The organism is Streptomyces sp. Rer75, assembly GCF_013414305.1.
Lineage (GTDB): Bacteria > Actinomycetota > Actinomycetes > Streptomycetales > Streptomycetaceae > Streptomyces > Streptomyces himastatinicus.
This window is the reverse complement of the sequence record NZ_CP058693.1, coordinates 193,935-217,852: the sequence shown is the minus strand read 5'-3', so window position 1 is coordinate 217,852 and position 23,918 is coordinate 193,935. Positions and strand designations below refer to the sequence as shown.

The window sequence follows — 23,918 nt, the reverse complement described above, 5'->3', positions numbered from 1 at the left end:
ACGGCGGGGTATCACCCTCCGGTCGGCAGGGACGCCGTAGCCTTCTGCCGGTACTCCGCGACGGGCCCGCTCTCCAGCCCGAGAGCCATGACACAGCACCCGGACGCCGCAGTTTTCCAGGCCGGCGCAGAGCCCCCGATACGCGAGCGCGGGGAGCCCCCGGCCGTCACGCCCGGCGTGGGCCGGCTGATCGGCCTGGACCCGGCCTGGGGCCTCGCCGTCACGCCAGGCCGTCGCCAAGGTGATTATTGGGGCCGGGATCCTGCTGGCCGTGGACCACCAATTCCCCTCGCCCGCCTCGGCCCGGCCGCCACCGCCGAACGCGGGGACTTCGGCGTCAGGGCTTAACGGGACTGATTGAAGAGCCAGTCGATGACGACGTCGTTCTCGTATGTCTGTGCCCACGCGAAGTGGGGGCTCACCGGAGTGGTTCCGGGGGTATAGCTCGTGAAGAGCACATGGCTCCCGGCTTGGCGGGCCCGTTTCAGCAGGGCCCTGGACCGGGCTTCGAACTCCGCTTTCGGCAGGTCGTTGGCCCACTCCCCGCGGGTGACCTGTGCACCGGCGCTCTCCATCTCGTTCATCAGCGTCCAGGTGCCGGGCTTTCCGAACCGTCCCTCGCGGTAGGGGACCACCGGGTCGTCGATGGAGTGATCGGCCCAGATCGGGATGTGCGTGATCTTGCCCATGGTGGACGGGTCACCCCAGCCGGCGGTGGCCAGGGCCGCGGCAAAGGTGTGGGGATGCCTCGGGAGCAGGTTAAAGATGCCTCGCGCCCCCGATGACAGGCCGACGAGATAGAGCCGGTCCGCGTCGACCGGGCGCTGTGTCGTGAAGGTGTCGATGAGTTCGACCAGCGCCGCTCGGACCTTGGGGTCGGTCCAGTCCGTAGCGTCGGGTCCGTCCATGGGGCGGGGCAGCGGGATCTGCGGGGCGAGTACGAACGCGGGGTGCCGGCGCTGGCGTTCTGGCTTGGCGAAGGTGACCGCGACGCGATTGGCGGTGAGCTGGGTCATGTTGTTGTCGGCGACCTCGCCGCCGCCGTGCAGGGTGATGACGAGCGGATACCGGGTGGCCGCCGCCGGACTCCGCACGAACGCTTCCGGCTGATGGAGCCGGAAGGCCAGCTCGAAGCCGGTGGAGTCGGTGAACGAACCGGCAGTGAAGCCGTCGACCACCGGGGTGATGACGTCGTCGTTCCGGATCGCCAACGGACCGGCCGCGAGCACCAGTTCGCCGTGAGGAGTCGTCACATCGGCCACCTGCCTGACGGCGTAGGCGCGATGGAGCGGAAGAGGGTCGGTGCGGGAAGCCTGCGCATTGGCGTCGTCCGGGTCGAGCTCGATGATGAGGTATCTGCCACGCCGTCCCGCGTGGGGGAGGTCGTCCGTCCTGGCCTCGGTGTTCGGGTAGACCCGGGTGACCGTTCGGGCCGCGCTTTGCCCGCCGGGGGCGGCGGTGACCCGGAACGCGGAGGGTGGGATGATGCCGCCGCGCATGTTGATGGGGTTCGCGTAGCGGATGGCGACGGCGGTCACCCGCCAGTTGTTCCTGGGCGTCACCCGTGTGATGAGGGCGGTCCGCAGAGCGGGATTGGCCCCGGACGCCACGGGCCGTCCCGGCGCCGGGGTATCGGCCGTCGCAGTGGCCGTGTTGACCACCGTCGACGCGGTGACGGTACCCGCGGCCATGGTGAGCGCCGTACGTCTGGTGATCTGTCCCATGGGTCCTCCGTAGGGTGTCGGCCGACCTGAGAGGGCCGGATGTGGAGTCGCCTGGTGCGAGGAACCGAAGTTGAGCGGTACGGCGGGATGAGCACCGACGCGTGGCCGGGTGGGGGTCGTTCCGGAAGCGAGGCAGGTGGCGGGCGTCGCCGTACCACGCGTGAGTCTCCAAGCCATGTCCGAACCGTGTCCAGGCATGGAACCGGGATCTGTCGATGCGTCATGTGCATCAATCCGGCAGTGTGCTCGTGCTCCCCGGGCAAGCGGGTTCAACTCCGCGGCCTCCGAGGGTGAGGGGTGGCGCTGCGTTCGTGCGTACCTGAGGCTCTTGCTGTAGGCATGTCATGTTGAAGCGCGCCTGTTCACGCGGTACGGCCCTATCCGCCGAAAGGATCGCCAGATGCGTTCAGTGTCGCCTCCACCACCGCCCAGCGGCGCGCCCGCTGAGGAACCAGCCCCCACTCGGTCACCGGACGGGTTCTCAGTGTGCTGGAGGCGTTCGCCGGAGAACGCCAATCGCTGACCTCTCTCGGACATCAGTCGGCGAACCGGGATGCCGCTGGCCACCACTCACCGGTTTGTCGGCGAGCTGTTGTCCTGCGGCGCACTCGAACGGAACCGGAACGGTCGCTACGAGATCGGTCCCTGTACCGGAAGACCGGGCGGCAGCAGGTTCGGCTGGCGGTGCTGGACGGCATCTGGACGGCATGGAGACGGTGCTCGTCGAGCAGATCGGCGCCCCGGATAACGACGGAGCGGGCGAACCGGTCGGCGGCCGGTGCCCGGCGCACGCCACCTGCGACGGCCTGGTGCTCCTCGCGTACGCGGAGGCAGCCGTCCAGGAACGCTATGTGGCCCACCATGTCCCGGCGACCGGCCTGCGTCGCGTGCTCGCCGGGGTGGAGGGGCAGGCTACGCGGTGAACGGCCGGTGGCCCGGCCCGGGGACCCGGTCTCGGCCGCGGCGTCCGTGCGGGACGCGATGGGTGTGGTCGTGGCCGCCGTGTCCGTCGTCCCGGGGGCCTCTGACGCCGGACAGAGCGCGCTCGCGCCCGTGGTCATGGCTGTGGGCCGGACCATCTCCCGGGCGTTGTTCCATCGGCAGAACGGCGGGTGAGCCGACGCGTCCCGAGGGCGCGGACAGAGGCGGAGCGGGCTGTGGTGAGGGCTCCTGCGGTGGACCGCAGCGTGTGACCAGGGCAGGGGTTGGTCTTGTCCGCTTCGGGGCAGGCCCGCCTTGAAGCGGGAGTCGTCCCGGAGGGTCACCATCACACCGCCGCCGCCCATCGAGTGCCCGGCGCACCGAGCGTGCCGTTCACCTTCCCGTGGACCGGGTTGCCGGAGGCGGAACTGAACGAGAGCAACTGGGTGCCGACGGCCCTGATCTGGCGGCCGCGCGAGGCGGGATCGTCGCGAGGCGGTCAACAGCGCAGCAGCGCGACCGCACCGTAGATGGCGCCGGAGGCACCCGGAAAGTGGGGTTTCTGCCCAATGGAAGGAATCGGCGTACGGGGTTCTTGGGCGGCTCGGCCCTGTGCCGTGGTGCAGAGCCGATTGTCGGCCTGCCGGCGGGGCATGAAGGTCGAGCCAGGCCGGCCACTCGGGCCCGGGAGCCCCTTGAACGTGTGGTGGCGGTGAACCTGCTGGCCCACGGCGTCCCGGCGGCCAGGTCGGCGACCACAGTCGTTCCTGTACGGCCGACCGATCCCCGCCACTCGGCGGGGTGGTTGGGGCCGACCGGCAGGGCGCCTCCCGAAGCCCGTCGGATGGTCGGTCGCCCCCGCCTCGGCGAGGTTGTCTGGGTGACTGAGACCGAAAGCGCCAAGAAGGCGCCTCCGCGCCCCGTGCCCGCACCCGAATCCGCCACGGCGACGGAACCCCCAGCGCCGGTGGCGCGGCTGGTCGGCGTGGACCTCGCCCGTGCACTGGCCGTGTTCGGAATGTTCGCCGTGCACGTCGGCCCCTTACCCGTGCCCGGGGGCGGCGTTGGCGACTGGCTCCTGGACCTGTCGAGCGGCCGGGCGTCGGCGCTGTTCGCCACCCTTGCCGGGTTCTCGTTAATGCTGATCGCCGGCCGCCGCGAGCCGAAGACCGGACTGGCCGGCCGGCAGGCGAAGGCCCGGATCGCGATCCGGGCCTCAGTCCTGCTGGTGGTGGGCATCGCGTTGGCGATGACCAACTTCGGCGGCGCCGGAATCCTCAACTTCTACGCGTTGTACTTCCTGCTGGCCCTGCCCCTGGTGCGGCTACGGGCCAGGACGCTCGCGACCATCGCGGTCACGCTAGGGGTCGTCACACCGCAGCTGGCGTTCGGTCTCCGGGCACTGCTCAACGAGCCGGTCGTGAACACCATCAACACGTACGACCCGATCGCGCGACTCTGCGGCGTAGGCTTGCTCGATCTTACGCTCACCGGCCTCTACCCGGCGATCACCTGGATGACGTTCGTGGTCACCGGCATGACGTTGGGCCGGCTGGATCTGACCTCCGGCGCGGTGCAGCGCCGGCTGGCCGTGGTCGGTCCCGCGATGATCGTGTTTGGATACGGCGTCTCGTGGCTGGCGCTCCGGTTGTCCGGCGGCGCCCAGGAGATCATGACCGGGCCGCCTGCCATGAAGGACCCCGGCATGGGATCGGGATCGTTCGACATGGAGATCGGTGGTGGGCTGGGTGGGTCCGACGCATGGGGGCTACTGGCGGCCGAGCCGCACAGCAGTTCCACGTTTGACCTCGTCGGCAGTCTGGGGATCGCGATCACCGTGCTCCTGTGTGTGACGGTGGCGATGGCCCGACTGCCGTGGCTGCGCCGGCTGGCAACTCCGATCATCGCCGTCGGCACCATGTCCCTGACCATCTACGTGGGCCACATCCTGGTCATCCTCGCCCTGCCCGGCGAAGCGGCCACCCCACCGGAATCCGCCTCTGCCGCGCTGCTGGCCCGGTTCATCGTCGGGGCCACCCTGTTCGCGGTGATCTGGTCCCGCTTCTTCCGCCGCGGACCGCTGGAGTACCTGCTCAACGGCGCCACCAAACTGGCAAATCTCGTCCGATGAGCCTCGGGTGGGTATCCCGGGAAGGTTGGCCCGAGGTCCAACCGATACCCTCCGGCAAGCCCGGTGCACCGGGCTTGCCACCCGTATCGGGCGAGCTGTGGCCGAGGCACAGTCGCTGTGGCAGCGCTCCGAGCGCACCGGGCTGCCGTTCCGGTAGGACTTCGACTTGCTGCCCGGAACCGGGATCGACCCAGCACGCCAAGCACCCTGGCCCTCCTGCGAACCCCTGCCTGCCGGGCCAGTACGTAATTGCCCCTGGCCTACGTAGTAGAACAGAAGGTCTACGGCCTCCAGCGTGTGCTGACAGGACCGTCACTCCAGGAGTGGTCCCGGCACTGACCAGGCAGTCATCCGCACAGTGATGTACCACCGAGATGCCCAGGGGTCTGCGGGCTGCGACGCTCGTCAGATCCCCAGGCACGGTGGCACGGGGATCGGAGAGGTCAGTCGATCCAGACCACGACCGGGATCCGGATCGCGCGGAGGTCTTGGTGGACGGTGTACTCGAGGATGACGGGTTCGCCAGGGATATGGATGCTGAACCGAGCGTGGACACTCATCGGGGTGCCCGGCGGCGGTCGGTCCCTGTCCACCGCACCCCCGGCCTCGATGGCAAGGGTGGCGACGAAGTTGGAGACCTTCTTCGCCAAGTCCGGCGGCATGGTCAAAATGGCCGAGGTAGCCCCGTCTTCCACGAACGCCGCCCACGCTGGCTGGAGCCCCAGCTGCCCTCGGCGATGACGCGGAAGTTGACCCACCAGGTCGGCGACGGCTTGGCGAGGCCGCAGGCGTCGGCCAGCGCGGTCAGGATGCGCTCGATGACCGCGGTCCTGACCTCCTGCCGCCAGTCGCCGTCCATCACGGCCACGTCGATCACCATGACGTCGGCGTCCGGGCTGATGTCCGCGAGAAGCCGTCCGCCGATGGCCATCATGTCGGGCTCGCGCTCGACGAAGTGCACCTGAAACCCAACTGGCGCGGGCGGAGCGAACTGCCCCACCTCGGGCACGAGAACCGCGTCCGTCAGCGTCTCGGCCAGCGTGCGGTGCTGCTCCAGGCTCAGGCGGCCCTTGGGGCTGTTCACGGTAATGATCGTCACGACATCCTCCTATGACAGTCGTTATAGACAGCTTCAGGTCACAGCCTCCCCTCCCGTTCGGGTGCGGCTGGGCCGCTTACGCCCACTACCAGTCCCTCGGCTACGGCTGCTCGGAGACCATCGAGGGCGACGAGCACGAGCTGTACGCGGCCTGGATGTACCGCAAGCAGACCGTCCATGACGTCGCCTTCACGGGCGGCGTCGGCCCCCGCCGCACCACCTCGGCGTCGCCACCCACGAGTCGCACCAAGTGCTGTGCCGCGCCGACCTGTTCGGCTCGCTGCGCAAGGAACACCACATCGAGCGCGGCTCCGGACGGCACGGCGTCTCCAACGCCTTCTCCCTCTACCTGCGCGACCCCGACGGCCACCGCGTGGAGATCTACACCTCCGACTACTACACCGGCGACCCCGATCACGAGACCTACCGCTGGAACGTGCACGACGACCGCCGCCGCGACTTCTGGGGCAACGCCGTCCTCGAGTCCTGGTACAAGGAGGCCACCCCGGTCCTCGACCTCCATGGTCGTCCGCAGCCCGTCACCGACGCCCTCCTCGACGAATCCGCCGTGACCGTGGGAGCCGACGGCCTCGGCTGACCCGGGCCCACGTTGGTACGACTGGCCCAGTGGTGGCGGCGCACCTGACCGGGTCCGGAGGTGGGCAGGTACAGGCGACGGTCGAGCAGGGTGCGGCCGCGCTCGGTCGCGTAGGCGAGGAACACCCCGACCTGGCAGCTTTCCGTCCGCCCGGAGCAACGCTGGTGGTGGGTCGCGCGGTCGACGTTGATCGCTAGTCCGCGCCCACGGCCGTCGCCGCGCCGAAGATCACCCACAGACTCGGAACATCTCACGCGGACCAGGGACGTCGGCGCGCGGACTCAGCCGGCGCCGTGTGTGAACAGCTCACGCGCGAGCTCTTCGAGCTTGCGTGCGTGCGGCTTGCCGTTGGCGTTCAGGGGGAAGCGGTCGATCACGTGCACCCGGTTCGGCCGCTCCCAGGGCGGCAGGACATCGTTGATGAGGGTCTGCCAGTGCTTGGCGTCGCGAGCCAGTTCGTCCTCGACGAAGAAGACCAGCGAGCAGCCCCGGTCCGCGGCGGGCAGTGAGACGATCTTGGCCGAGCAGCCGTGGTCGGCGATCTTCCGCTCGATGATCTCGGGGTAGAGGGTGTAACCGTTGCGGTTCACCGCTGACTTCCGGCCGATCACATGGAGGTGGCCGGCGTCGTCGAGGTAGCCCAGGTCGCCGGTGGAGAACCAGCCCTGGGGGGCGGGGGTGAGGTCACCCTCGGCGTCCAGGTGGCCCAGCATCATGTCCGGGCAGTCGACCAGCAACTCGCCGATCTCGCCCGCGGGGAGCGGGTCGCCGCCGTCGCCGACCACCTTCAGGGCGAGCCCCTCCATCACCCTGCCGCACGCCACGGGGTTGTCGGAGGTCGCGAAGGAGACATTGCCGAGTTCGGTGCTGCCGTAGCTGTCGAGGAGGGGCAGGCCGAATTCGTCGACGTAAGACCGGCTGAGAGTGGGGTCCAGGGGAGCGGCGCCGCTGCAGAACATGCGGACCGTGCCGAGGCCCGCCTTCATGGCGGGGCGTGTGCGGAGGATGTTGAGGATGGAACGGTAGGTCGCCGGGGTGGCGTCCAGGACGGTCGCCCGCGTGTAGTCCGCGATGCGCAGCGCGCGGTCCGGCCTGCGGTATGGGGCGATCACCAGGGAGCAGCGGGTTATCCACGCAATGAGCACCATCGACAGCCCGTACTGGTGGTTGAAGGGCAGCAGCGGCAGCAGGACGTCACCGGAGTGGTGCCCGACCTGGTGGGCGTTGCGCTCCAGGTTCTTCAGGAAGCGGCCACCGTTCTTCACGATTCCCTTCGGTGGGCCGGTGGAGCCGGAAGACCACATGATCAGCCCGTCGGGGAGCGCGGACCACGTGGTGAAGTCCAGGGCGCGGTCCACGGGCGTCCGGTCCGCCGAGGCGGCCATCACCTCGTAGAGGGCCATCAGCTCCGCGCCGTCGAGGACCGGGGCGTCGTCGTCGCATAAGACGATCTTCGCTCGGGCCTGGGTCCGGATCCGCTCCGTCTCGTCGGCCTTCTCCTGCTGGTCCACGAGCACGATCGACGCGCCGACATGCATCAGGGCCAGTAGCCCGCCCACGAAGCCGGTCGAGTTGCCCGCCTTGAGAAGGACGCGGCTGCCGGCGTGGACACCCCTGGCGCGCAGGGTGTCGGCCATGGCAAGGGCCTTCTGCTCGAACTCCTTCAAGGTCTCGACCGAGTCGGCGGCGAAGATTTTCGCGGCCATCGAATCACCCCGCCGTTCCGTGGAGCCACCGCGCGGCGGTGTGACACTCCATCAAAGTCATCTGTGATGCGGCTGCACGGCACCGGCCGTGGCCGAGCGTCACCATAGACGCTCTTCGATCATGCCGTCCATGAACATCAGATTGTCGGAAAATCATCGAGGCGGGGTCGGTGGCCGTCCCACCAGCCCTTTTGCCGGTCGGGTCGCGGCGCACGGCAACGGTGATGCAATGTCCCGACAAGATCGGCTCTTTGGGCTGTGCTCCCCTTCTGGCATGCTTGCGGTACGAAAGCGGTGTGACGGCGCAGCCGGTCCAGCCGTATCCATGGGAGAGGACTGCGCGTGGCCCGTTCCTTCGTCGCCGAGATCGACTCGCCCGCACACAAGGTGCCTGTGCGGGCTTGCGTCTTCGAGTCGAACCCCCCGGTTTGGCTGTTCCCCTCGGTCGGCGAGTATCCGCTGTACGGCGACTTCGCGTACGGACAGATGCTCAAGGACGAGCTGAGGATGAATCGTTACAGCGAAGCCGTGCGAAGATACGCGCCCGGCCGCACCGTGCTCGACATCGGCACGGGGCAGGACGCGGTGTGGGCGCTGGCCGCCGCTCGCGCCGGAGCCCGGCACGTATGGGCCGTGGAGGTCATCCCGAAGTCCGCGCGGATCGCCCGGAAGACCATCGAGCAGGCCGGTTACGCCGACCGGATCACCGTGCTGGAGGGCCTGTCTACCGACATCGAACTCCCCGAACCCGTCGACGTGTGCGTCTCCGAGATCATCGGCACGCTCGGCGGCTCCGAGGGGGCGGGCGCCGTCCTGCGGGACGCACGGCGGCGGCTGGTGAAGCCCGGCGGGATGTTCATCCCGCACCGCAGCGTCACCACGGCGGTGGCCTTCGACCTGGGCAGCGCCTCGGCAGGCGAACCGCCCGGCTTTCCGCTCTTCACCTTCCGCTACGTGGAAGAGGTGTTCAGCTCGGTGGGCCGCCCCTTCGACCTGCGGGTGTGCCTCGTCGGTCTGCAGGACAGCCCGGAGACGCAGGAGCGGTCGTACCTGTCCGGCACCGCCGAGGTCGAACCCCTGGAGTTCAACGGCGACTTGCGGCCGGAGGGCGTCGACCGCGCCGAGGTGACGTTCACCCGGCCCGGCCGGTTCCACGGACTCGCCCTGGGAATGCGCCTGTGGGTGACCGAGGACGACGAGCCGCTTGACTCGCTGGTCCAGCCCAGCAGCTGGACCCCGGTCTACGCCCCGCTGTCGGAGGCGGGTCTGCCCGTGCGGTCGGGCGACCGGTTCGCGTTCGAGTTCACCACGACGATGAGCGACGACGGCGTCCACCCCGACTACGCGCTGACCGGCAAGCTGCACCGTGATGCCGGACCGGCGGTGCCGTTGCGCTGGCGTTCGGGGCACCACCAGGACGGGTTCCGCACCACGCCCTTCTACCGATCGTTGTTCCCGTAAGGCCTGAACCAGCGCGACATCAGCACACCCGTCACCAGACCTCGGCTCCGCCGACCCGACGCCGCCCGACCCGGACCCTGGTCGAGGCCCCCAGCACCGCCGTCACAGTGCCGTGACCGCGACCAGTTCTGAGGCATCGGCGCAGCACCGGTGAACCACCTGTTCGGAGGAAAGATGTCCCGCCCCACCCACCCCCCGGCGACCCATGCGCCGCGCCGAGGTGAGCAGGCGAGCGCCGTCGTGTTCCCGGGGCTCGCGGGGACGACCTTCTCCGCGCTGGGAAAGTTCCTGGTCCTGGACCGGTTCGCCCGCCCCCGGGTCCGGGTGGCCGACGAGGTGCTCGGCTACTCGCTGCTCGACCGGTTCCGCGCCTCCGCGGACGACGACTACTCCGAGGCGGCCCAGGTCGCGTCCTTGATCAGCTCACTCGCGCTGGCCGAGCGGGCCGAGGAACTGCTGGGCGTGCGGCCACGATTATGCGCCGGACCGAGCTTCGGCCTCCGCCCCCTCGCCGTGTACTCCGGGTCCCTGGACCTGGCCGAAGGAATCCGGCTCACCGCCCAGATCGCGCGCCGGGAGCGGGAGTACTTCCGTACGCGACACTCCGACGTGGTCACCCACACCGTCGTACGGGTCCCGGCGGGCCCACTGGCCGAGCTGCTCGCCGAATGGACCGGGCGCGGCGACTGGATCGAGGTCTCGGGCGACCTCGACGACGGGTTCGCCATGATCTCCATGCGGGAAGCGCTGCTCGACGAGTTCAAAGCCGCGATCACCGCGATGGGCGGCTACTCCATGCAGACCATGCGCCCGCCCGCCCACGCGACCGTGCTCGGCGAGCTGCGCGAGGCGATGGAGCGGGACGTCTTCGCCGGGTTCGACATCCGCGCGCCCCACATCACCGTGGTCAAGGACCAGGACGGCTCGATCGTCGACACGGGCGAGGCGATGCGCACCATGCTCCTCGACACCTTCCACCGGCCGTTCGACTGGCGCGCGGTCGTCGGCGCGCTGGTGGCCGCAGGGGTGCGCACCATCCACTTCACCGGCGCCGACCTGCTGTTCTCCCGGCTGGACAGCACAGTCCGGCACTTCCACGTCGTGAAGGTCGACCCCAAGTCGGCCCTGCGCCCGTCGCCGTTCCACGTTGGAGAGACCGCATGACCGCCGATGCCCTGTCGTCGATGCCCTCGGGACCTCAGGCACCGGAGGATCTCCTCGCGCGACTGCACGGCGCGCCCCCGCAGCGCGCCCGGCAGCTGCTGCTGGACCTGGTCGTACGGCAGCTCGGCGCGGTGCTCCAGCTGCCCGAGGGGGAGCGCGTCCAGCCGGACCAGCGATTCGCGGACCTGGGCCTCGGCTCGCTGGCCGCCGTCGACCTGCACCGCGGGCTGACCGCGGCCACGGGCCTGTCGTTACCGGTGTCGATGGCGTTCGACCGGCCGACGGCGGCCGATCTGGCCGACTTCCTCGCCCGCGAACTGTTCGGCGACACCGGTGACGCCGCCACCGTACGCGCCGAGCGGACCGTGGACCACGACGACCCGGTCGTCCTGGTCGGCATGGGCTGCCGGTTCCCCGGCGGGGTGCGCTCGCCCGAGGATCTGTGGCAACTGGTGCTGGACGAGACCGACGCCATCGCGGACTTCCCCGACGACCGCGGCTGGGATGTGGCCGGAGCGTTCGACAGCGACCCCGACCACGCCGGCACGACCTACGTACGCTCCGGCGGCTTTCTCACCGGCGCCGGGGACTTCGACGCGGAGTTCTTCGCGGTCTCCCCACGTGAGGCCCAGGCGATGGACCCGCAGCAGCGGCTGCTGCTGGAGGTCTCCTGGGAGGCCGTCGAACGGTCCGGGATCGACCCGAAGTCCCTCGCCGGAACCGCGACCGGGGTGTTCGTGGGGATGGAGGACCACGAGTACGGCCCGAAGCTGGTCCACGCACGCGACGGTGCCGAGGGCTACCTGATCACCGGCAACGCCTCAAGCGTCGGGTCGGGCCGGATCGCCTACGCCATGGGACTCCAGGGCCCGGTGCTGACGGTCGACACCGCTTGCTCGGGGTCGCTCGTCGCGCTGCACCTCGCCGCGCAGTCCCTGGCCCGCGGCGAGTGCGACCTGGCGTTGGCCGGCGGCGTCGCCGTGATGGCGACCATGGGCGGGTTCCTCGCGTTCAGCCGCCAGCGCGGTCTCGCGGCCGACGGCCGGTGCAAGGCCTTCGGCGAGGGGGCCGACGGCACCGCCTGGGGCGAGGGCGTGGGCATGGTCGTACTGGAGCGGCTCTCCGACGCTCGCCGCCGCGGCCACCGGGTCCTGGCCGTCCTGCGTGGCTCCGCGATCAACTCCGACGGTGCCACCAACGGCCTCACCGCGCCCAGCGGCCGCGCCCAGCAGGCCCTCATCCGCCAGGCCCTCGCCAACGCCGGGCTCACGGCGGCCGAGGTGGACGTCGTCGAGGCGCACGGCACCGGCACCACCCTGGGCGACCTCATCGAGGCACACGCGCTGCTCGCCGCCTACGGCCAGGACAGGGCCGAGCCCCTGTGGCTGGGATCGCTCAAGACCAACATCGGCCACACCCAGGCCGCCGCGGGCGTGGCAGGCGTCATCAAGACGGTGATGGCGATGAGGCACGGGATCATGCCCCGCACGCTGCACTCGGCCGAGCCGTCCTCGCGGGTGGACTGGGGATCCGGCGCGGTGGAACTGCTGCGTTCCGCGCGGGAATGGCGTCGTACCGAACATCCGCGCCGCGCGGGGGTGTCCGCCTTCGGCTTCAGCGGCACCAACGCCCACCTCATCCTGGAGGAAGCACCGCAGGCCGCCCCGACGGCCCCGCCCGCCCTGACCGGGCCCCTGCTGCTGTCCGCCGTCGACCCGGGCTCCCTCCGGGAACAGTCCCAAGCCCTCGCCGACGCCGACCTGGCGTCCGCCCTGGACCACGCGTTCTCGGCGGCGACCTCACGGACGTCGCTGCCGCACCGGGCCGCGGTGGTCGTCACGGACGAGGACGGACTTCGCCGGGGCCTGAGCGCCCTGGCCGCAGGCGAGGACGCCCCGAACGTGCTGCGCGCACGGGCCGTCGACGGACACACCGCGCTGCTGTTCACCGGCGAGGTGACCGAGCCGCCGGTCACCGGGCTCTACGACCGGTTCCCCGTGTTCGCCGAGGCCCTGGACGCCGTCTGCGCGGAACTGGACGTCCACCTGCGCCGTCCGCTGCGGCCGATGCTGCTCGGAGCCGGGCACCCCGGCGAGTCCCTGGACGACGCGGAGTGGGCGCAGCCCGCGGCCTTCGCCGTCGAGATCGCGCTCTTCCGGCTCCTGGAGTCCTTCGGCGTCACCCCGGATCACGTCGCCGGGCAGGGGCCCGGCGAGATCACCGCCGCACAGGTGGCCGGGGTGCTCTCCCTGGCGGACGCGGCCGCGCTGGTCGCCGCGCGCGGCAGGCTCACGGGTGAACTCGCCGCTGGCGCCTCCGACCACGGCCCGGCGCTGACGGAGCTGCGCTGGGTCGCCAGCGTGCTCGCCTACTCCGTTCCGCGTATCCCGGTGTTGGCCGGACGGATCCTGACGGCCGAGGAGGTCACCTCCCCCGAGCACTGGGCGAGCCGGCTGACCGAGGCCGGGCCGATGCCCGACGGTCTCGACGCGCTGCGTGCCGCCGGCGTGGCGACGGTGCTGGCGCTGGGGCCGAGCGCCGCTGATGAGGGGGCGCCGTGCCCGGCCGACGTGGTGTCGCTGCGCCCCGGGGACGAGTCGGCCTTCCTGGCCGCGCTGGCGGAACTGCACGTCCGCGGTGTCCCCGTCGAGTGGCACCAGTTGTTCGGTGCCGACGAAACGCGTGAGCCCACCGCGGTCCAGTACCGGCACCCGTGGCTCGGCTCCGACCGGGTGGTGCCGTGGGTGGTGTCGGGCAAGTCGGCGGAGGCGGTGCGGGCGCAGGCCGGGCGGCTGGTGGAGTGGGCCGAGGCCGCTCCTGAGGTGGATGTGGCCGCTGTGGGGTGGTCGTTGGCGACCACTCGGTCGTTGTTCGATCACCGTGTGGTGGTGGCGGGGTCCGGTCGTGAGGAGTTGGTGGCGGGGTTGCGGGCTGTGGTGGCGGGCGAGCCCGCACCGCAGACCTTCCAGGGGCGTGCGGGTGTTGATGTGGGCTCGGGTGTGGTGTTCGTGTTCCCGGGTCAGGGGGCGCAGTGGGTGGGTATGGCGCGGGAGTTGTTGGTTTCTTCGCCGGTGTTCGCTGCGGCGATGGCGGAGTGCGGGCGGGTGCTTGAGCCGTTTGTGGGGTGGTCGCTGCTGGATGTGTTGGGTGATGAGTCGGCGTTGGGGCGGGTGGATGTGGTGCAGCCGGTGTTGTGGGCGGTGATGGTGTCGCTGGCGGAGGTGTGGCGGGCGTGTGGGGTGGTGCCGTCGGCTGTGGTGGGGCATTCGCAGGGTGAGATCGCGGCGATGTGTGTGGCTGGTGGGCTGTCGTTGTCCGATGGGGCGCGTGTGGTGGCGCTGCGGAGCAAGGCGATCGGTGACACTCTCGCGGGTCGGGGTGGTATGGCGGCGGTGTCGCTGCCCGCCGGGCGGGTCGGGGAGCTGATCGGGGGGTGGGGTGGTCGGTTGTCGGTGGCGGCGGTCAATGGCCCGGCGTCGGTGGTGGTCTCCGGTGAGGTGGCAGCGCTGGAGGAGTTGGTGGCGCGGTGTGAGGTCGAGGGGGTGCGTGTGCGGGTGATTCCGGTGGATTACGCCTCGCACTCGGCTCAGGTGGAGGAGATCCGGGACCGGCTGGTGGAGGAGTTGGCCGCGGTCGCTCCGCGGTCGTCGTCGGTTCCGGTGTATTCCTCCGTCACCGGTCAGGTGATGGACACCGGTGAGGCCGATGCCGGGTACTGGGTGCGGAATCTGCGGGAGACCGTACGGTTCGAGCAGGCCACCCGGTCGCTGATCGATGATGGTCATCGGGTGCTGGTCGAGGTCAGCCCGCACCCCGTTCTCACCACCGCCGTCCAGGAGACCTTGGAGGCCACCGGGCACGCCGGAACGTCTGTGGGGACGCTGCGGCGCGGCGAGGGCGGCTCCCGCCAGATGGTCGCCGCGCTGGCCGAGCTGTTCGTCCAAGGTGTCCCCGTCTCCTGGGAAGCGGTGCTCGCCGGGACCGGCGCGCAGCGGGCCGAGTTGCCGACGTACGCCTTCCAGCACCAGACGTACTGGCCCGAGGCGCTGCCCATGGCGGGAGATGTTGTGGGGGCGGGCCTGGACCAGGCCGAGCACCCCCTGCTGGGTGCCATGGTGGGGCTGCCCCAGACCGGCGGGACGCTGTTCACCGGCCGTGTCTCGCTGCGCTCGCACCCGTGGCTGGCCGACCACGTGGTGCGGGGCAAGGTGGTCTTCCCCGGCACCGGTTTCCTGGAGCTGGCGGTGCGTGCCGGGGACGCCGTGGGCTGCGACCGGGTCGCGGAGCTGGTGTTGGAGGCACCACTGGTCATCCCGGCCCAGGGCGGCTGCCGCATCCAGGTTGTCGTCACCGAACAGGAGCCGGAACAGCACTGGGCGGTGGCCGTTCACGCGCGCCCCGACGACAGCGAGGTGTGGACCCGGCACGCCACCGGCGTACTGACCGCACGTAAGCCCACGGAGGAGGCGTTCGACGGATTCGGGGCGGCTTGGCCCCCCGCCGGGGCGACCGCCGTCGACACCTCCGGCATCTACGGCACCGACGCGGACGTGGTGTACGGGCCGGCCTTCCAGGGGCTGACCCGGGCCTGGACTGAGGGCGACCGGGTGTGGGCCGAGGTGGCGCTGCCCGAGCGGGAGTCGGCGCGGGCCGGAACCTACGGCATTCACCCGGCGCTGCTGGACGCGGCGTTGCAGGCGGCCATGTTCGCGGGGTTCGACGCGGCGGAGGCCGCTCGGCTTCCCTTCATGTTCAGCGATGTGGTGCTACGGGCCTCGAAGGCGGCCCGGGCCCGGATCTGTCTGACCCGTACGGGTCCGGACGAGGTCGGTGTAGCCGTGGTTGACGCCACCGCTGCGCCGGTGCTGTCCATCGGCTCGTTGGCGCTCCGTCCGCTGCCCGAAGGCGAATTCGGTGCCGAGTCAGGCGACATGATGGTTCTCTCGCCGCGGTGGACGGACCTGGCGTCCGCCGGATCGGTGCCGAGCACCGAGGGCTGGACCGTGGTGGGTCCGGGCGGGGCGTGTGCGGATCTGGACGTGCTGACCACGGCGATCGACGCCGGGGCTCCGGTGCCGGGGTGTGTGGTGCTGGCCGTGCCCCACCATCCCGGGGGACCGGTCGTGGAGTTGACGCACGAGGTCACGGTGTGGGTGCTGGAGCAGGTGCAGCGCTGGCTGGACGAGCCCCGCCTGAGCGGCGCACGGCTGGTCGTGGTCACCCGGTCCGCGGTCACCACCGGCGAGGACGATCCGGTGACCGACCTGCCCGCCGCCTCAGTGTGGGGCCTGGTGCGCTCGGCCCAGGCCGAGAACCCGGACCGGATCACCCTCGTCGACCTGGACGCGGAACCCGCTCTCGCCCTCCTGGCCCGTGCGGTCGCGACGGGCGAGCCGCAGATCGCGGTGCGTGGCGATGCCCTGCGGGCACTTCGCCTGACCCGCCACACCGCCACCGCCACCGCCACCGATGCCGTCACCGTCACCGCCACCGGCACCGATGCCGTCACCGTCTCCGTGGAGGGGCCGGTGCTGGTGACCGGCGGTACGGGCGGCCTGGGCAGTGCGGTGGCGCGGCACCTGGTGCGCGCTTACGGGATCCGTGACCTGCTGCTGGTCAGCCGCCGGGGCGAGCGGGCCGACGGCGCGGCGGAACTCGTCGCGGAGCTGGCCGGGCTGGGGGCGCGGGCCACAGTGGTGGCCTGTGACGTGTCCGACCGGGACGCACTGGCGGGGTTGCTGGCCGAGCATCCCGTATCGGGTGTGGTGCACACGGCGGGCGTGCTCGACGACGGCGTCATCGGCTCGCTGACCGGTGAGCGGGTGCACCGGGTGCTGGCCCCCAAGGTGGACGCCGCGTGGCACCTGCACGAGCTGACCCGGGACAGGGACCTGTCGTTGTTCGTGGTCTTCTCGTCGCTGGCCGGGGTGGTGGGCAATCCGGGTCAGGGCAATTACGCGGCGGGCAATGTGTTCCTGGACGCGTTGATGCAGTGGCGTCGGCAGGAGGGCCTGCCCGGTGTGTCGATGGCGTGGGGCGCCTGGACCTCCGAGGTCGGCCTGACAGCCGCTCTCTCGAACGCCGACCTGCGGCGCATGGAGCGCTCGGGGATGCCCCCGCTGTCGGTGGGACAGGGCCTGGAGCTGTTCGACCGGGCGCTGAGGGCCGGTGAGCCGGTGCTCGGGCTGGCCCGGGTGGCCACGGTCGCGCTGCGCGGCCAGGCTGGTCTGCCCTCCGTGTGGCGGTCGCTGGTCCCGGGCGGTGCCGTCCGCCCGGTCGCTGGGGACGGAAGCCCGGATTCCGGCGGCTTCGCGCGCCGGTGGGCGGACACACCCGTCGGGGAGCGTGCACGATTCCTCCAGGATCTGATCCGTGCCCACGCCGCCGCCGTTCTGGGCCACGCCTCGCCCGACCGGATCGACACCGGTCAGGCCTTCCGTGAGTTGGGGTTCGACTCGCTCACAGCGGTCGAGCTGCGTAATCGGCTGGCCTCGGCGACGGGGCTGCGGCTGCCCGCGACGCTGGTGTTCGACTACCCGACGATCGCCGAATCCGCCGGCCATCTCGCCGGTCTGCTCGGCGGTGTCCGCGACGTCCGGGCCGAGGTGGCGAGCCCGCCGCCGGTGGTGCCGGTGGGTGACGATCCCATCGTGATCACGGGGATGGCGTGCCGGATGCCCGGTGGGGTGTCGAGCCCCGACGAGCTGTGGGGGCTGGTCGCCGGGGGACGGGACGCCGTGTCAGCGTTCCCCACCGACCGCGGCTGGGACCTGGAGGAGCTCTTCGGCCCGGGCGGGCCGGGTTCCGGCTCCGGCGCGTCTGTCACCGCCGAGGGCGGCTTCCTGCGGGGAATGGGCGACTTCGACGCGGAGTTCTTCGGGATCTCCCCGCGCGAGGCGGTCGCCACCGACCCTCAGCAGCGGCTCCTGCTCGAAACGTCGTGGGAGGCCTTGGAGCACGCCGGCATCGACCCGGCCTCGTTGGCGGGCACCCCTGTCGGGGTGTTCATGGGCGCGATGCCGTCGGGTTACGCCGAAGTGGCGGGCCGGTCGGGGAACGACGTCGTCGGCCACATGATCACCGGTGGCTCACAGGGGGTGCTGTCCGGCCGCGTCGCCTATGTGCTGGGCCTGCAAGGGCCCGCAGTGACGGTGGACACGGCGTGTTCGTCGTCGTTGGTGGCGCTGCACTGGGCCGCCCAGGCGCTCGGGTCCGGTGAGTGCTCGATGGCGCTGGTCGGCGGTGTGTCGGTGCTCGCGACCAGCGACGCCTTCGTCGGGTTCTCCCTGCAGGGCGGGCTGGCCGCTGACGGCCGGTGCAAGTCGTACGCGGACGCCGCCGACGGTACGGGATGGTCCGAGGGCGCCGGGGTGCTGGTCGTACAGCGGCTGTCGGACGCCCGTCGTGAGGGCCGTCGGGTGCTGGCGGTGGTGCGGTCCAGCGCGGTGAACCAGGACGGTGCCTCGAACGGGCTGACCGCGCCCAACGGCCCCGCTCAGCAGCGGGTGATCCGGCAGGCGCTCGCGGGTGCCGGGCTGTCGGCCGCCGAGGTGGACGTGGTGGAGGGCCACGGTACGGGCACGGTGCTGGGTGATCCGATCGAGGCGCAGGCGTTGCTGGCGACGTACGGGCAGGACCGGCCCCAGGACCGGCCGCTGTGGCTGGGGTCGCTGAAGTCCAACATCGGCCACACGCAGGCCGCGGCCGGTGTCGCGGGCGTCATCAAGATGGTAATGGCGATGCGGCACGGGATACTGCCGCGGACACTGCACGTGGACGAGCCGTCCTCCAAGGTGCACTGGGACCAGGGCGCGGTTCAGCTGCTGACCGAGGCCCTGCCCTGGCCGGAGACCGGGCGGCCGCGCCGGGCGGGTGTGTCGTCCTTCGGGGTGTCCGGCACCAACGCACACGTCATCCTCGAAGCCCCGGAGCGGGTGGAGTCGGCCGACAGCGGCAGTGACGCCGACCGCGACAGCGACGGCGGCGCCGGCGAGGGCCTGGTGCGGGATGTCGTGCCGTGGGTGCTCTCGGGGAAGACCGCCGAGGCGCTACGCTCCCAGGCGGCCCGGCTGCTGGAGCGCGTGGACACCGATCGCGCTCTCGATGTGACCGACGTGGGCTGGTCGCTGGCGACCACCCGGTCGGTGTTCGATCATCGCGTGGTGGTCACCGGAGCCGACCGCGACGCATTGATGGCCGGGCTGCGGGCCTTCACCACCGGGGAGCCCGCGGGACAGGTGTTCCAGGGACAGGCGGGCGGAGCCGCGGGCGCCGGTGCGGGCCCGGGTGTGGTGTTCGTGCTCCCGGGTCAGGGCGGCCAGTGGACGGGAATGGCGCGGGAGCTGCTGGACTCGTCGGCGGTCTTCGCCGACGCCATGGCGGAGTGTGAACGGGCGCTGCGCCCGTATCTGGACCTTTCCCTGCCGGAGGTGCTCGACGACGAGGCCGCGTTGGGCCGGGACGACGTCCTGCAGCCCGTGCTGTGGGCCGTGACGGTGTCCTTGGCGCGGCTGTGGCGGGCGGGCGGCGTCGAGCCGAGCGCGGTGATCGGCCACTCCCAGGGAGAAGTCGCGGCCATGTGCGTGGCCGGGGGGCTGTCGCTGGCGGACGGGGCCCGCGTCATGGCCCTGCGCAGCAGGGCCATCGCGGAGACGCTCGCCGGTGATGGGGGGATGCTGGCGGTGTCGCTGTCGGCCGACGGGGTCGGGGAGCTGATCCAGCCGTGGGAAGGCCGCTTGTCGGTGGGCGTGGTCAACGGCCCGACAGCGGTGGTGGTCTCGGGCGAGCGGTCCGCGATCGAGGAGCTTCTGGCCCACTGCCAGGCCCAGGAGATCCGCGTTCGGTTGCTCCCGATGGATTACGCCTCGCACTCCCCGCGGACCGAGCCGGTCCGCGAGCAGCTGCTGGAGAGCCTCGCGCCGATCACACCGCGGGCGTCGTCGGTGCCGGTGTACTCCTCGGTCACCGGGCAGGTCATGGACGCGAGCGCGGCTGACGCCGGGTACTGGGTGCGGAACCTGCGGGAGACCGTACGGTTCGAGCAGGCCGCCCGAGCGGCGATGGCGGACGGTCACCGGGTGTTCGTGGAGGTCGGCCCGCACCCGGTGCTGACCTCCGCCCTCCAGGAGATCTTCGAACACGCGGGGTACGACGGGGTGGCGGTGGGGACGCTGCGGCGCGACGAGGGCGGTCCCCGGCAGATGCTCGCCGCGCTGGCCCAGGTGTTCGTTCAGGGCGTCCCCGTCTGCTGGGAGGCGGTGTTCGCCGGCACCGGTGCCCGATGGGTCGAGCTGCCCACGTACGCCTTCCGGCGTCAGCGGTACTGGCCCGACGCCCCGGCGACCGTCGGGGACGTGGCGGGCGCGGGTCTGACCGCGGCCGAGCACCCGTTGCTCGGTGCGGTGGTGGCGCTGCCCGAATCCGGGGGCATGGTGTTCACCGGCCGGGTGTCGCTCAGGTCGCACCCCTGGCTGGCCGACCACGTGGTGCGCGGGACGGTCGTCTTTCCCGGTTCGGGATTCGTGGAGCTCGCCGTTCGCGCCGGCGACGGCGTGGGCTGTGATCACGTCAGCGAGCTCGTGCTGGAGGCGCCCTTGGTGCTCCCGGCCCAGGGCGGCTGCCAGGTTCAGATCAGCCTCACCGAGCGGGAGCCCGGCTGGGCGATGGCGATCCACGCCCGCAAGGACAGCGACGAGACCTGGACCCGGCATGCCACCGGGGTGCTGACCAGCGGCGGGGCCGGTGCCGCCGGTGGTGACACGCTCACCGTCGGCCCGCTCGCCGCTGATGACCCGGCGGCGAGCGGAGCGTGGCCGCCCGCCGGGGTGACGGCGGTCGATACCTCGGGCCTGTACGACGTGGAGGCAGGCCATGAGGTGACGTACGGGCCAGCCTTCCAGGGGGTGTCCCGGGCCTGGACCCGGGATGAGCGGGTGTGGACCGACGTGGTCCTGCCCGCCGCCCAGGCGGGCGCGGCCGGGGAGTTCGGCATCCATCCGGCGCTGCTGGACGCGATCCTGCAAGGGGCGGTGTTCGCGGGACTGGAGGCGACGGAGTCCGCGCGACTGCCGTTCATGTTCACCGACGTCGTCCTGCGGGCTTCGGGTGCGACCCGGGTACGGGTCTGTGTGACCCGTACCGGACCGGACGAGGTCGCTGTCACGGTGGTCGACACCACCGGCGCCCCGGTGATGTCGATCGGCTCGATGGTGATGCGTCCGCTGCCGGAAGGCGCCTTCGCCGACGGCGCTCAGGAAGCGGTCGTGCTCACGCCGCGGTGGAGCGATCTGAACGTCGGGACGAACCCGGCCGTCGAGACCTCCGGCTGGGCCGTAGTGGGCTCGGGCGCGGACCACGCGGACCTCGGTGCGCTGACCACGGCGGTCGGGACCGGCGCGCCGCTGCCCAGCCACGTGCTCCTCGCTGTGCCGCACACGGCCCGGCCCGCGTCGGGCGGGGTCGTGGACTTCGCGCACGAGGTGACGGTGTGGGTGCTGGAGCAGGTGCAGCACTGGCTCGGTGAGCGGCGGTTCGACGGGACCCGGCTGGTCGTGGTCACCAGGGGAGCGGTCACCACCGGCGAGGACGACCGGCTGCACGACCTGCCCGCCGCGGCGGTGTGGGGCCTGATCCGGTCCGCGCAGTCGGAGAACCCCGACCGGATCACCCTGGTGGACCTGGAAGCCGACGGCGCGCTCGATCTCGCCGCGCTGGCGGGCGTGGTGGCCACCGGCGAGGCGCAGGTCGCCGTACGCGGCACCGCCGCGCGCACCCTGCGCCTGGACCGGCACACCGACCGGGACGGCCTGGTGCCGCCCGCCGGTGCCGCATGGCGCCTGGAGACGACGCGGCGGGGCACGCTCGACGGCCTGGCCCTCGTGCCTGTCCCTGAGGCGGCCGAGCCGCTTCCGGCCGGGCAGGTGCGGATTCAGGTGCGTGCGGCCGGGCTGAACTTCCGCGATGTGCTGAACGCCTTGGGCATGTATCCGGGCGACGCCGGTCCGCTGGGCGGTGAGGCCGCCGGGGTGGTCACCGAGGTCGGTCCGGAGGTGGACGACCTGCGCGTCGGGGACCGCGTGGTGGGCATGATGCCCGCTGCCTTCGGGCCGGTGGCGGTGGCCGATCACCGGCTGGTGGTTCGCATGCCCGACGCGTGGTCGTTCGCCGAGGCCGCGTCGGTGCCCACCGTGTTCCTGACCGCGTATTACGGGTTGGTGGATTTGGCGGGGCTGTTGTCGGGTGAGTCGTTGTTGGTGCATGCCGGTGCCGGTGGTGTGGGTATGGCGGCGATTCAGCTGGCGCGTCATTTCGGGGTGGAGGTGTTCGCGACTGCGAGTGAGGGCAAGTGGGAGGTGCTGCGCTCGCTGGGTCTGGACGATGAGCACATCGCGTCCTCGCGTTCTTTGGAGTTCGAGGGGCGTTTCCTGGCCGCGACCGGTGGTCGTGGTGTGGATGTGGTGCTGAACTCGCTCGCGGGTGAGTTCGTGGACGCTTCGTTGCGGGTGCTGGCGGAGCGTGGCCGGTTCATCGAGATGGGCAAGACCGACATCCGTCCGGCGCACGAGGTGCAGGCGGCTCATCCGGGTACGGGCTACCAGGCGTTCGACCTGATCGACGCCGGCCCGGAGCGAATCGGCGAGATGCTGACCGAGCTGATCGAGCTCTTCGAGGCCGGGGCTCTTCGGCGGTTGCCGGTGACCAGCTCGGATGTGCGGCGGGCCCCCGAGGTCTTCCGGACGATGAGCCAGGCCCGGCACGTGGGCAAGCTGGTGCTCACCATGCCCGAGACGGCCGACACCGAGGGCACGATCGTGATCACCGGAGGTACGGGGGGTCTCGGCGGAGCGGTGGCCCGTCACCTGGTACGCGCCCACGGGGCCCGGCACCTGCTGCTGCTCAGCCGTCGGGGTGAGCGGGCCGAAGGGGTCGCAGAACTGGTCGGGGAACTGACCGACTCCGGAGCGCGGGTCACGGTGGTGGCCTGTGACGTGTCGGACCGGGACGCGCTGGCCGGGGCGCTGGCGGCCGTACCCGACGAACACCCCTTGTCCGGTGTCGTCCACACCGCGGGCGTGCTCGACGACGGCGTCATCGGCTCGCTGACCGGCGAGCGCGTGCACCGCGTGCTGGCGCCGAAGGTGGACGCGGCCTGGCATCTGCACGAGCTGACCCAGGACAGGGACCTGTCGTTCTTCGTGGTGTTCTCGTCCCTGGCCGGTCTGCTGGGCGGTCCGGGGCAGGGCAACTACGCGGCGGGCAACGTCTTCGCCGACACCCTGGTGCAGTGGCGCCGGCAGGCGGGGCTGCCGGGCGTGTCGATGGCGTGGGGCTCGTGGACCACCGAGGTCGGCCTCACCGGAACCCTGTCGGACATCGACTTGGGACGGATGAGTGACGCGGGGATGCTTCCGCTGTCGGTCGAGCAGGGGCTGGAACTGTTCGACCAGGCTCTGCTCTCCGACCAGGCCGTGGTCGGCCTGACCCGGTTGAGCGGTCAGGGCGCGTTGCCGCCGCTGATGCGTTCCCCCCGAACGGGCGGCGTGGTGCGGCGGGCCGCCGACGACGAAGGGGGCGAGTCGGGCGGCTTCGCCCAGCGCTGGTCCGCCATCGCGGCCGACGAACGCCAGACCTTCCTGCTGGATCTGATCCGTGGCCACGCCGCCGCCGTACTGGGCCACTCCTCGCCCGACCGGATCGACAACGGGCAGGCCTTCCGGGAGCTGGGATTCGACTCGCTGACCGCCGTGGAACTCCGTAACCGGCTGACCATGGCGACCGGACTGAGCCTGCCCGCCACCTTGGTGTTCGACTACCCGACACCGGACCGGGTGGCCACCTATCTGCGCGAGCAGATCGCCGCCGACGAGTCGTCGCCCGCCGAACCGGTGCTGGCGTACCTGAACCACCTGAAGACGACGCTCCACTCCGTGGCCTCCGACGCGGCGGACCGCGACCGGATCGCCGAGCGGCTGCGCGAGATTCTCGACATGTGCGGCGAGTCCGGAGCGACGGACCTCGGCGACCTCGATTCCGCGTCCGACGACGAGCTGTTCGCTTTTGTGGATCAAGGGATCGAATAGTCCCGGACCACCTCCGACGCCTCATCACGGACCGC

13 protein-coding genes are annotated in these 23,918 nt (G+C 71.3%); 8 read left to right on the top strand and 5 right to left on the bottom strand.

Translation table 11 applies throughout. The annotated features are described in order from the left end of the window. Positions 1-344: 344 nt before the first annotated feature. Complete coding sequence (locus tag HYQ63_RS00890) at positions 345-1,724, bottom strand: PHB depolymerase family esterase (protein WP_179932045.1); 1,380 nt, start codon at positions 1,722-1,724, stop codon at positions 345-347. A gap of 535 nt (positions 1,725-2,259) precedes the next feature. Between HYQ63_RS00890 and HYQ63_RS45810 the strand changes: the two genes are divergently transcribed. The 4 genes from HYQ63_RS45810 to HYQ63_RS00870 all read left to right on the top strand — a co-directional run bounded on the left by HYQ63_RS45810 (position 2,260) and on the right by HYQ63_RS00870 (position 4,776). Beyond that, positions 2,260-2,472, top strand: coding sequence for a helix-turn-helix domain-containing protein (locus HYQ63_RS45810; RefSeq protein ID WP_373689192.1), 213 nt, complete (start codon positions 2,260-2,262; stop codon positions 2,470-2,472). Further along, positions 2,432-2,647 (top strand): hypothetical protein, encoded by a 216-nt coding sequence (locus tag HYQ63_RS00880; protein WP_179932043.1) that lies wholly within the window; start codon positions 2,432-2,434, stop codon positions 2,645-2,647. Before HYQ63_RS45810 ends, HYQ63_RS00880 begins: the two co-directional genes overlap by 41 nt. 7 nt (positions 2,648-2,654) lie before the next feature. Further along, a complete protein-coding gene (locus HYQ63_RS00875; protein ID WP_179932042.1) occupies positions 2,655-2,840 on the top strand; it encodes a hypothetical protein in 186 nt (61 codons plus the stop codon). Between the two features lie 685 nt (positions 2,841-3,525). Further along, positions 3,526-4,776 (top strand): DUF418 domain-containing protein, encoded by a 1,251-nt coding sequence (locus HYQ63_RS00870; RefSeq protein ID WP_179932041.1) that lies wholly within the window; start codon positions 3,526-3,528, stop codon positions 4,774-4,776. 443 nt (positions 4,777-5,219) lie between these two features. Here HYQ63_RS00870 and HYQ63_RS00865 read toward each other — a convergent pair whose 3' ends face one another. From HYQ63_RS00865 to HYQ63_RS44215, 3 genes are all read right to left on the bottom strand, one after another. Then, positions 5,220-5,438, bottom strand: coding sequence for a hypothetical protein (locus HYQ63_RS00865; RefSeq protein ID WP_179932040.1), 219 nt, complete (start codon positions 5,436-5,438; stop codon positions 5,220-5,222). A 2-nt stretch (positions 5,439-5,440) separates the two neighbouring features. After that, complete coding sequence (locus tag HYQ63_RS00860; protein ID WP_179932039.1) at positions 5,441-5,875, bottom strand: tautomerase enzyme; 435 nt, start codon at positions 5,873-5,875, stop codon at positions 5,441-5,443. A gap of 100 nt (positions 5,876-5,975) precedes the next feature. After that, on the bottom strand, positions 5,976-6,197 hold the full coding sequence (locus tag HYQ63_RS44215; RefSeq protein WP_257231503.1) for a hypothetical protein: 222 nt from the start codon (positions 6,195-6,197) through the stop codon (positions 5,976-5,978). Between HYQ63_RS44215 and HYQ63_RS00855 the strand changes: the two genes are divergently transcribed. Then, positions 6,126-6,473 carry a hypothetical protein gene (locus tag HYQ63_RS00855; protein WP_257232716.1) on the top strand — a complete coding sequence of 116 codons (348 nt, stop codon included), beginning with the start codon at positions 6,126-6,128 and terminating at the stop codon, positions 6,471-6,473. The genes HYQ63_RS44215 and HYQ63_RS00855 overlap by 72 nt on opposite strands. A gap of 281 nt (positions 6,474-6,754) precedes the next feature. On the opposite strand, the gene HYQ63_RS00850 is transcribed toward HYQ63_RS00855, so the two are convergent. After that, positions 6,755-8,179: a class I adenylate-forming enzyme family protein gene (locus HYQ63_RS00850; RefSeq protein ID WP_179932038.1), complete on the bottom strand. Its 1,425-nt coding sequence runs from the start codon at positions 8,177-8,179 to the stop codon at positions 6,755-6,757. Positions 8,180-8,521: 342 nt separating this feature from the next. Between HYQ63_RS00850 and HYQ63_RS00845 the strand changes: the two genes are divergently transcribed. From HYQ63_RS00845 to HYQ63_RS44210, 3 genes are all read left to right on the top strand, one after another. Next, positions 8,522-9,640, top strand: a complete 1,119-nt coding sequence (locus HYQ63_RS00845) for a class I SAM-dependent methyltransferase (RefSeq protein WP_179932037.1) — start codon at positions 8,522-8,524, stop codon at positions 9,638-9,640. 174 nt (positions 9,641-9,814) lie between these two features. Continuing rightward, positions 9,815-10,804, top strand: a complete 990-nt coding sequence (locus HYQ63_RS00840; protein WP_179932036.1) for an ACP S-malonyltransferase — start codon at positions 9,815-9,817, stop codon at positions 10,802-10,804. Continuing rightward, on the top strand, positions 10,801-23,883 hold the full coding sequence (locus HYQ63_RS44210) for a type I polyketide synthase (protein ID WP_257231502.1): 13,083 nt from the start codon (positions 10,801-10,803) through the stop codon (positions 23,881-23,883). Before HYQ63_RS00840 ends, HYQ63_RS44210 begins: the two co-directional genes overlap by 4 nt. Positions 23,884-23,918: the final 35 nt, after the last annotated feature.

What these genes read in the sequence shown, in the direction of transcription:
- HYQ63_RS00865 (WP_179932040.1), bottom strand. Translation starts at nt 5,438, where the DNA reads ATGCCGCCGGACTTGGCGAAGAAGGTCTCCAACTTCGTCGCCACCCTT.
- HYQ63_RS00840 (WP_179932036.1), top strand. Translation starts at nt 9,815, where the DNA reads ATGTCCCGCCCCACCCACCCCCCGGCGACCCATGCGCCGCGCCGAGGT.
- HYQ63_RS44210 (WP_257231502.1), top strand. Translation starts at nt 10,801, where the DNA reads ATGACCGCCGATGCCCTGTCGTCGATGCCCTCGGGACCTCAGGCACCG.
- HYQ63_RS00890 (WP_179932045.1), bottom strand. Translation starts at nt 1,724, where the DNA reads ATGGGACAGATCACCAGACGTACGGCGCTCACCATGGCCGCGGGTACC.
- HYQ63_RS00880 (WP_179932043.1), top strand. Translation starts at nt 2,432, where the DNA reads ATGGAGACGGTGCTCGTCGAGCAGATCGGCGCCCCGGATAACGACGGA.
- HYQ63_RS00850 (WP_179932038.1), bottom strand. Translation starts at nt 8,179, where the DNA reads ATGGCCGCGAAAATCTTCGCCGCCGACTCGGTCGAGACCTTGAAGGAG.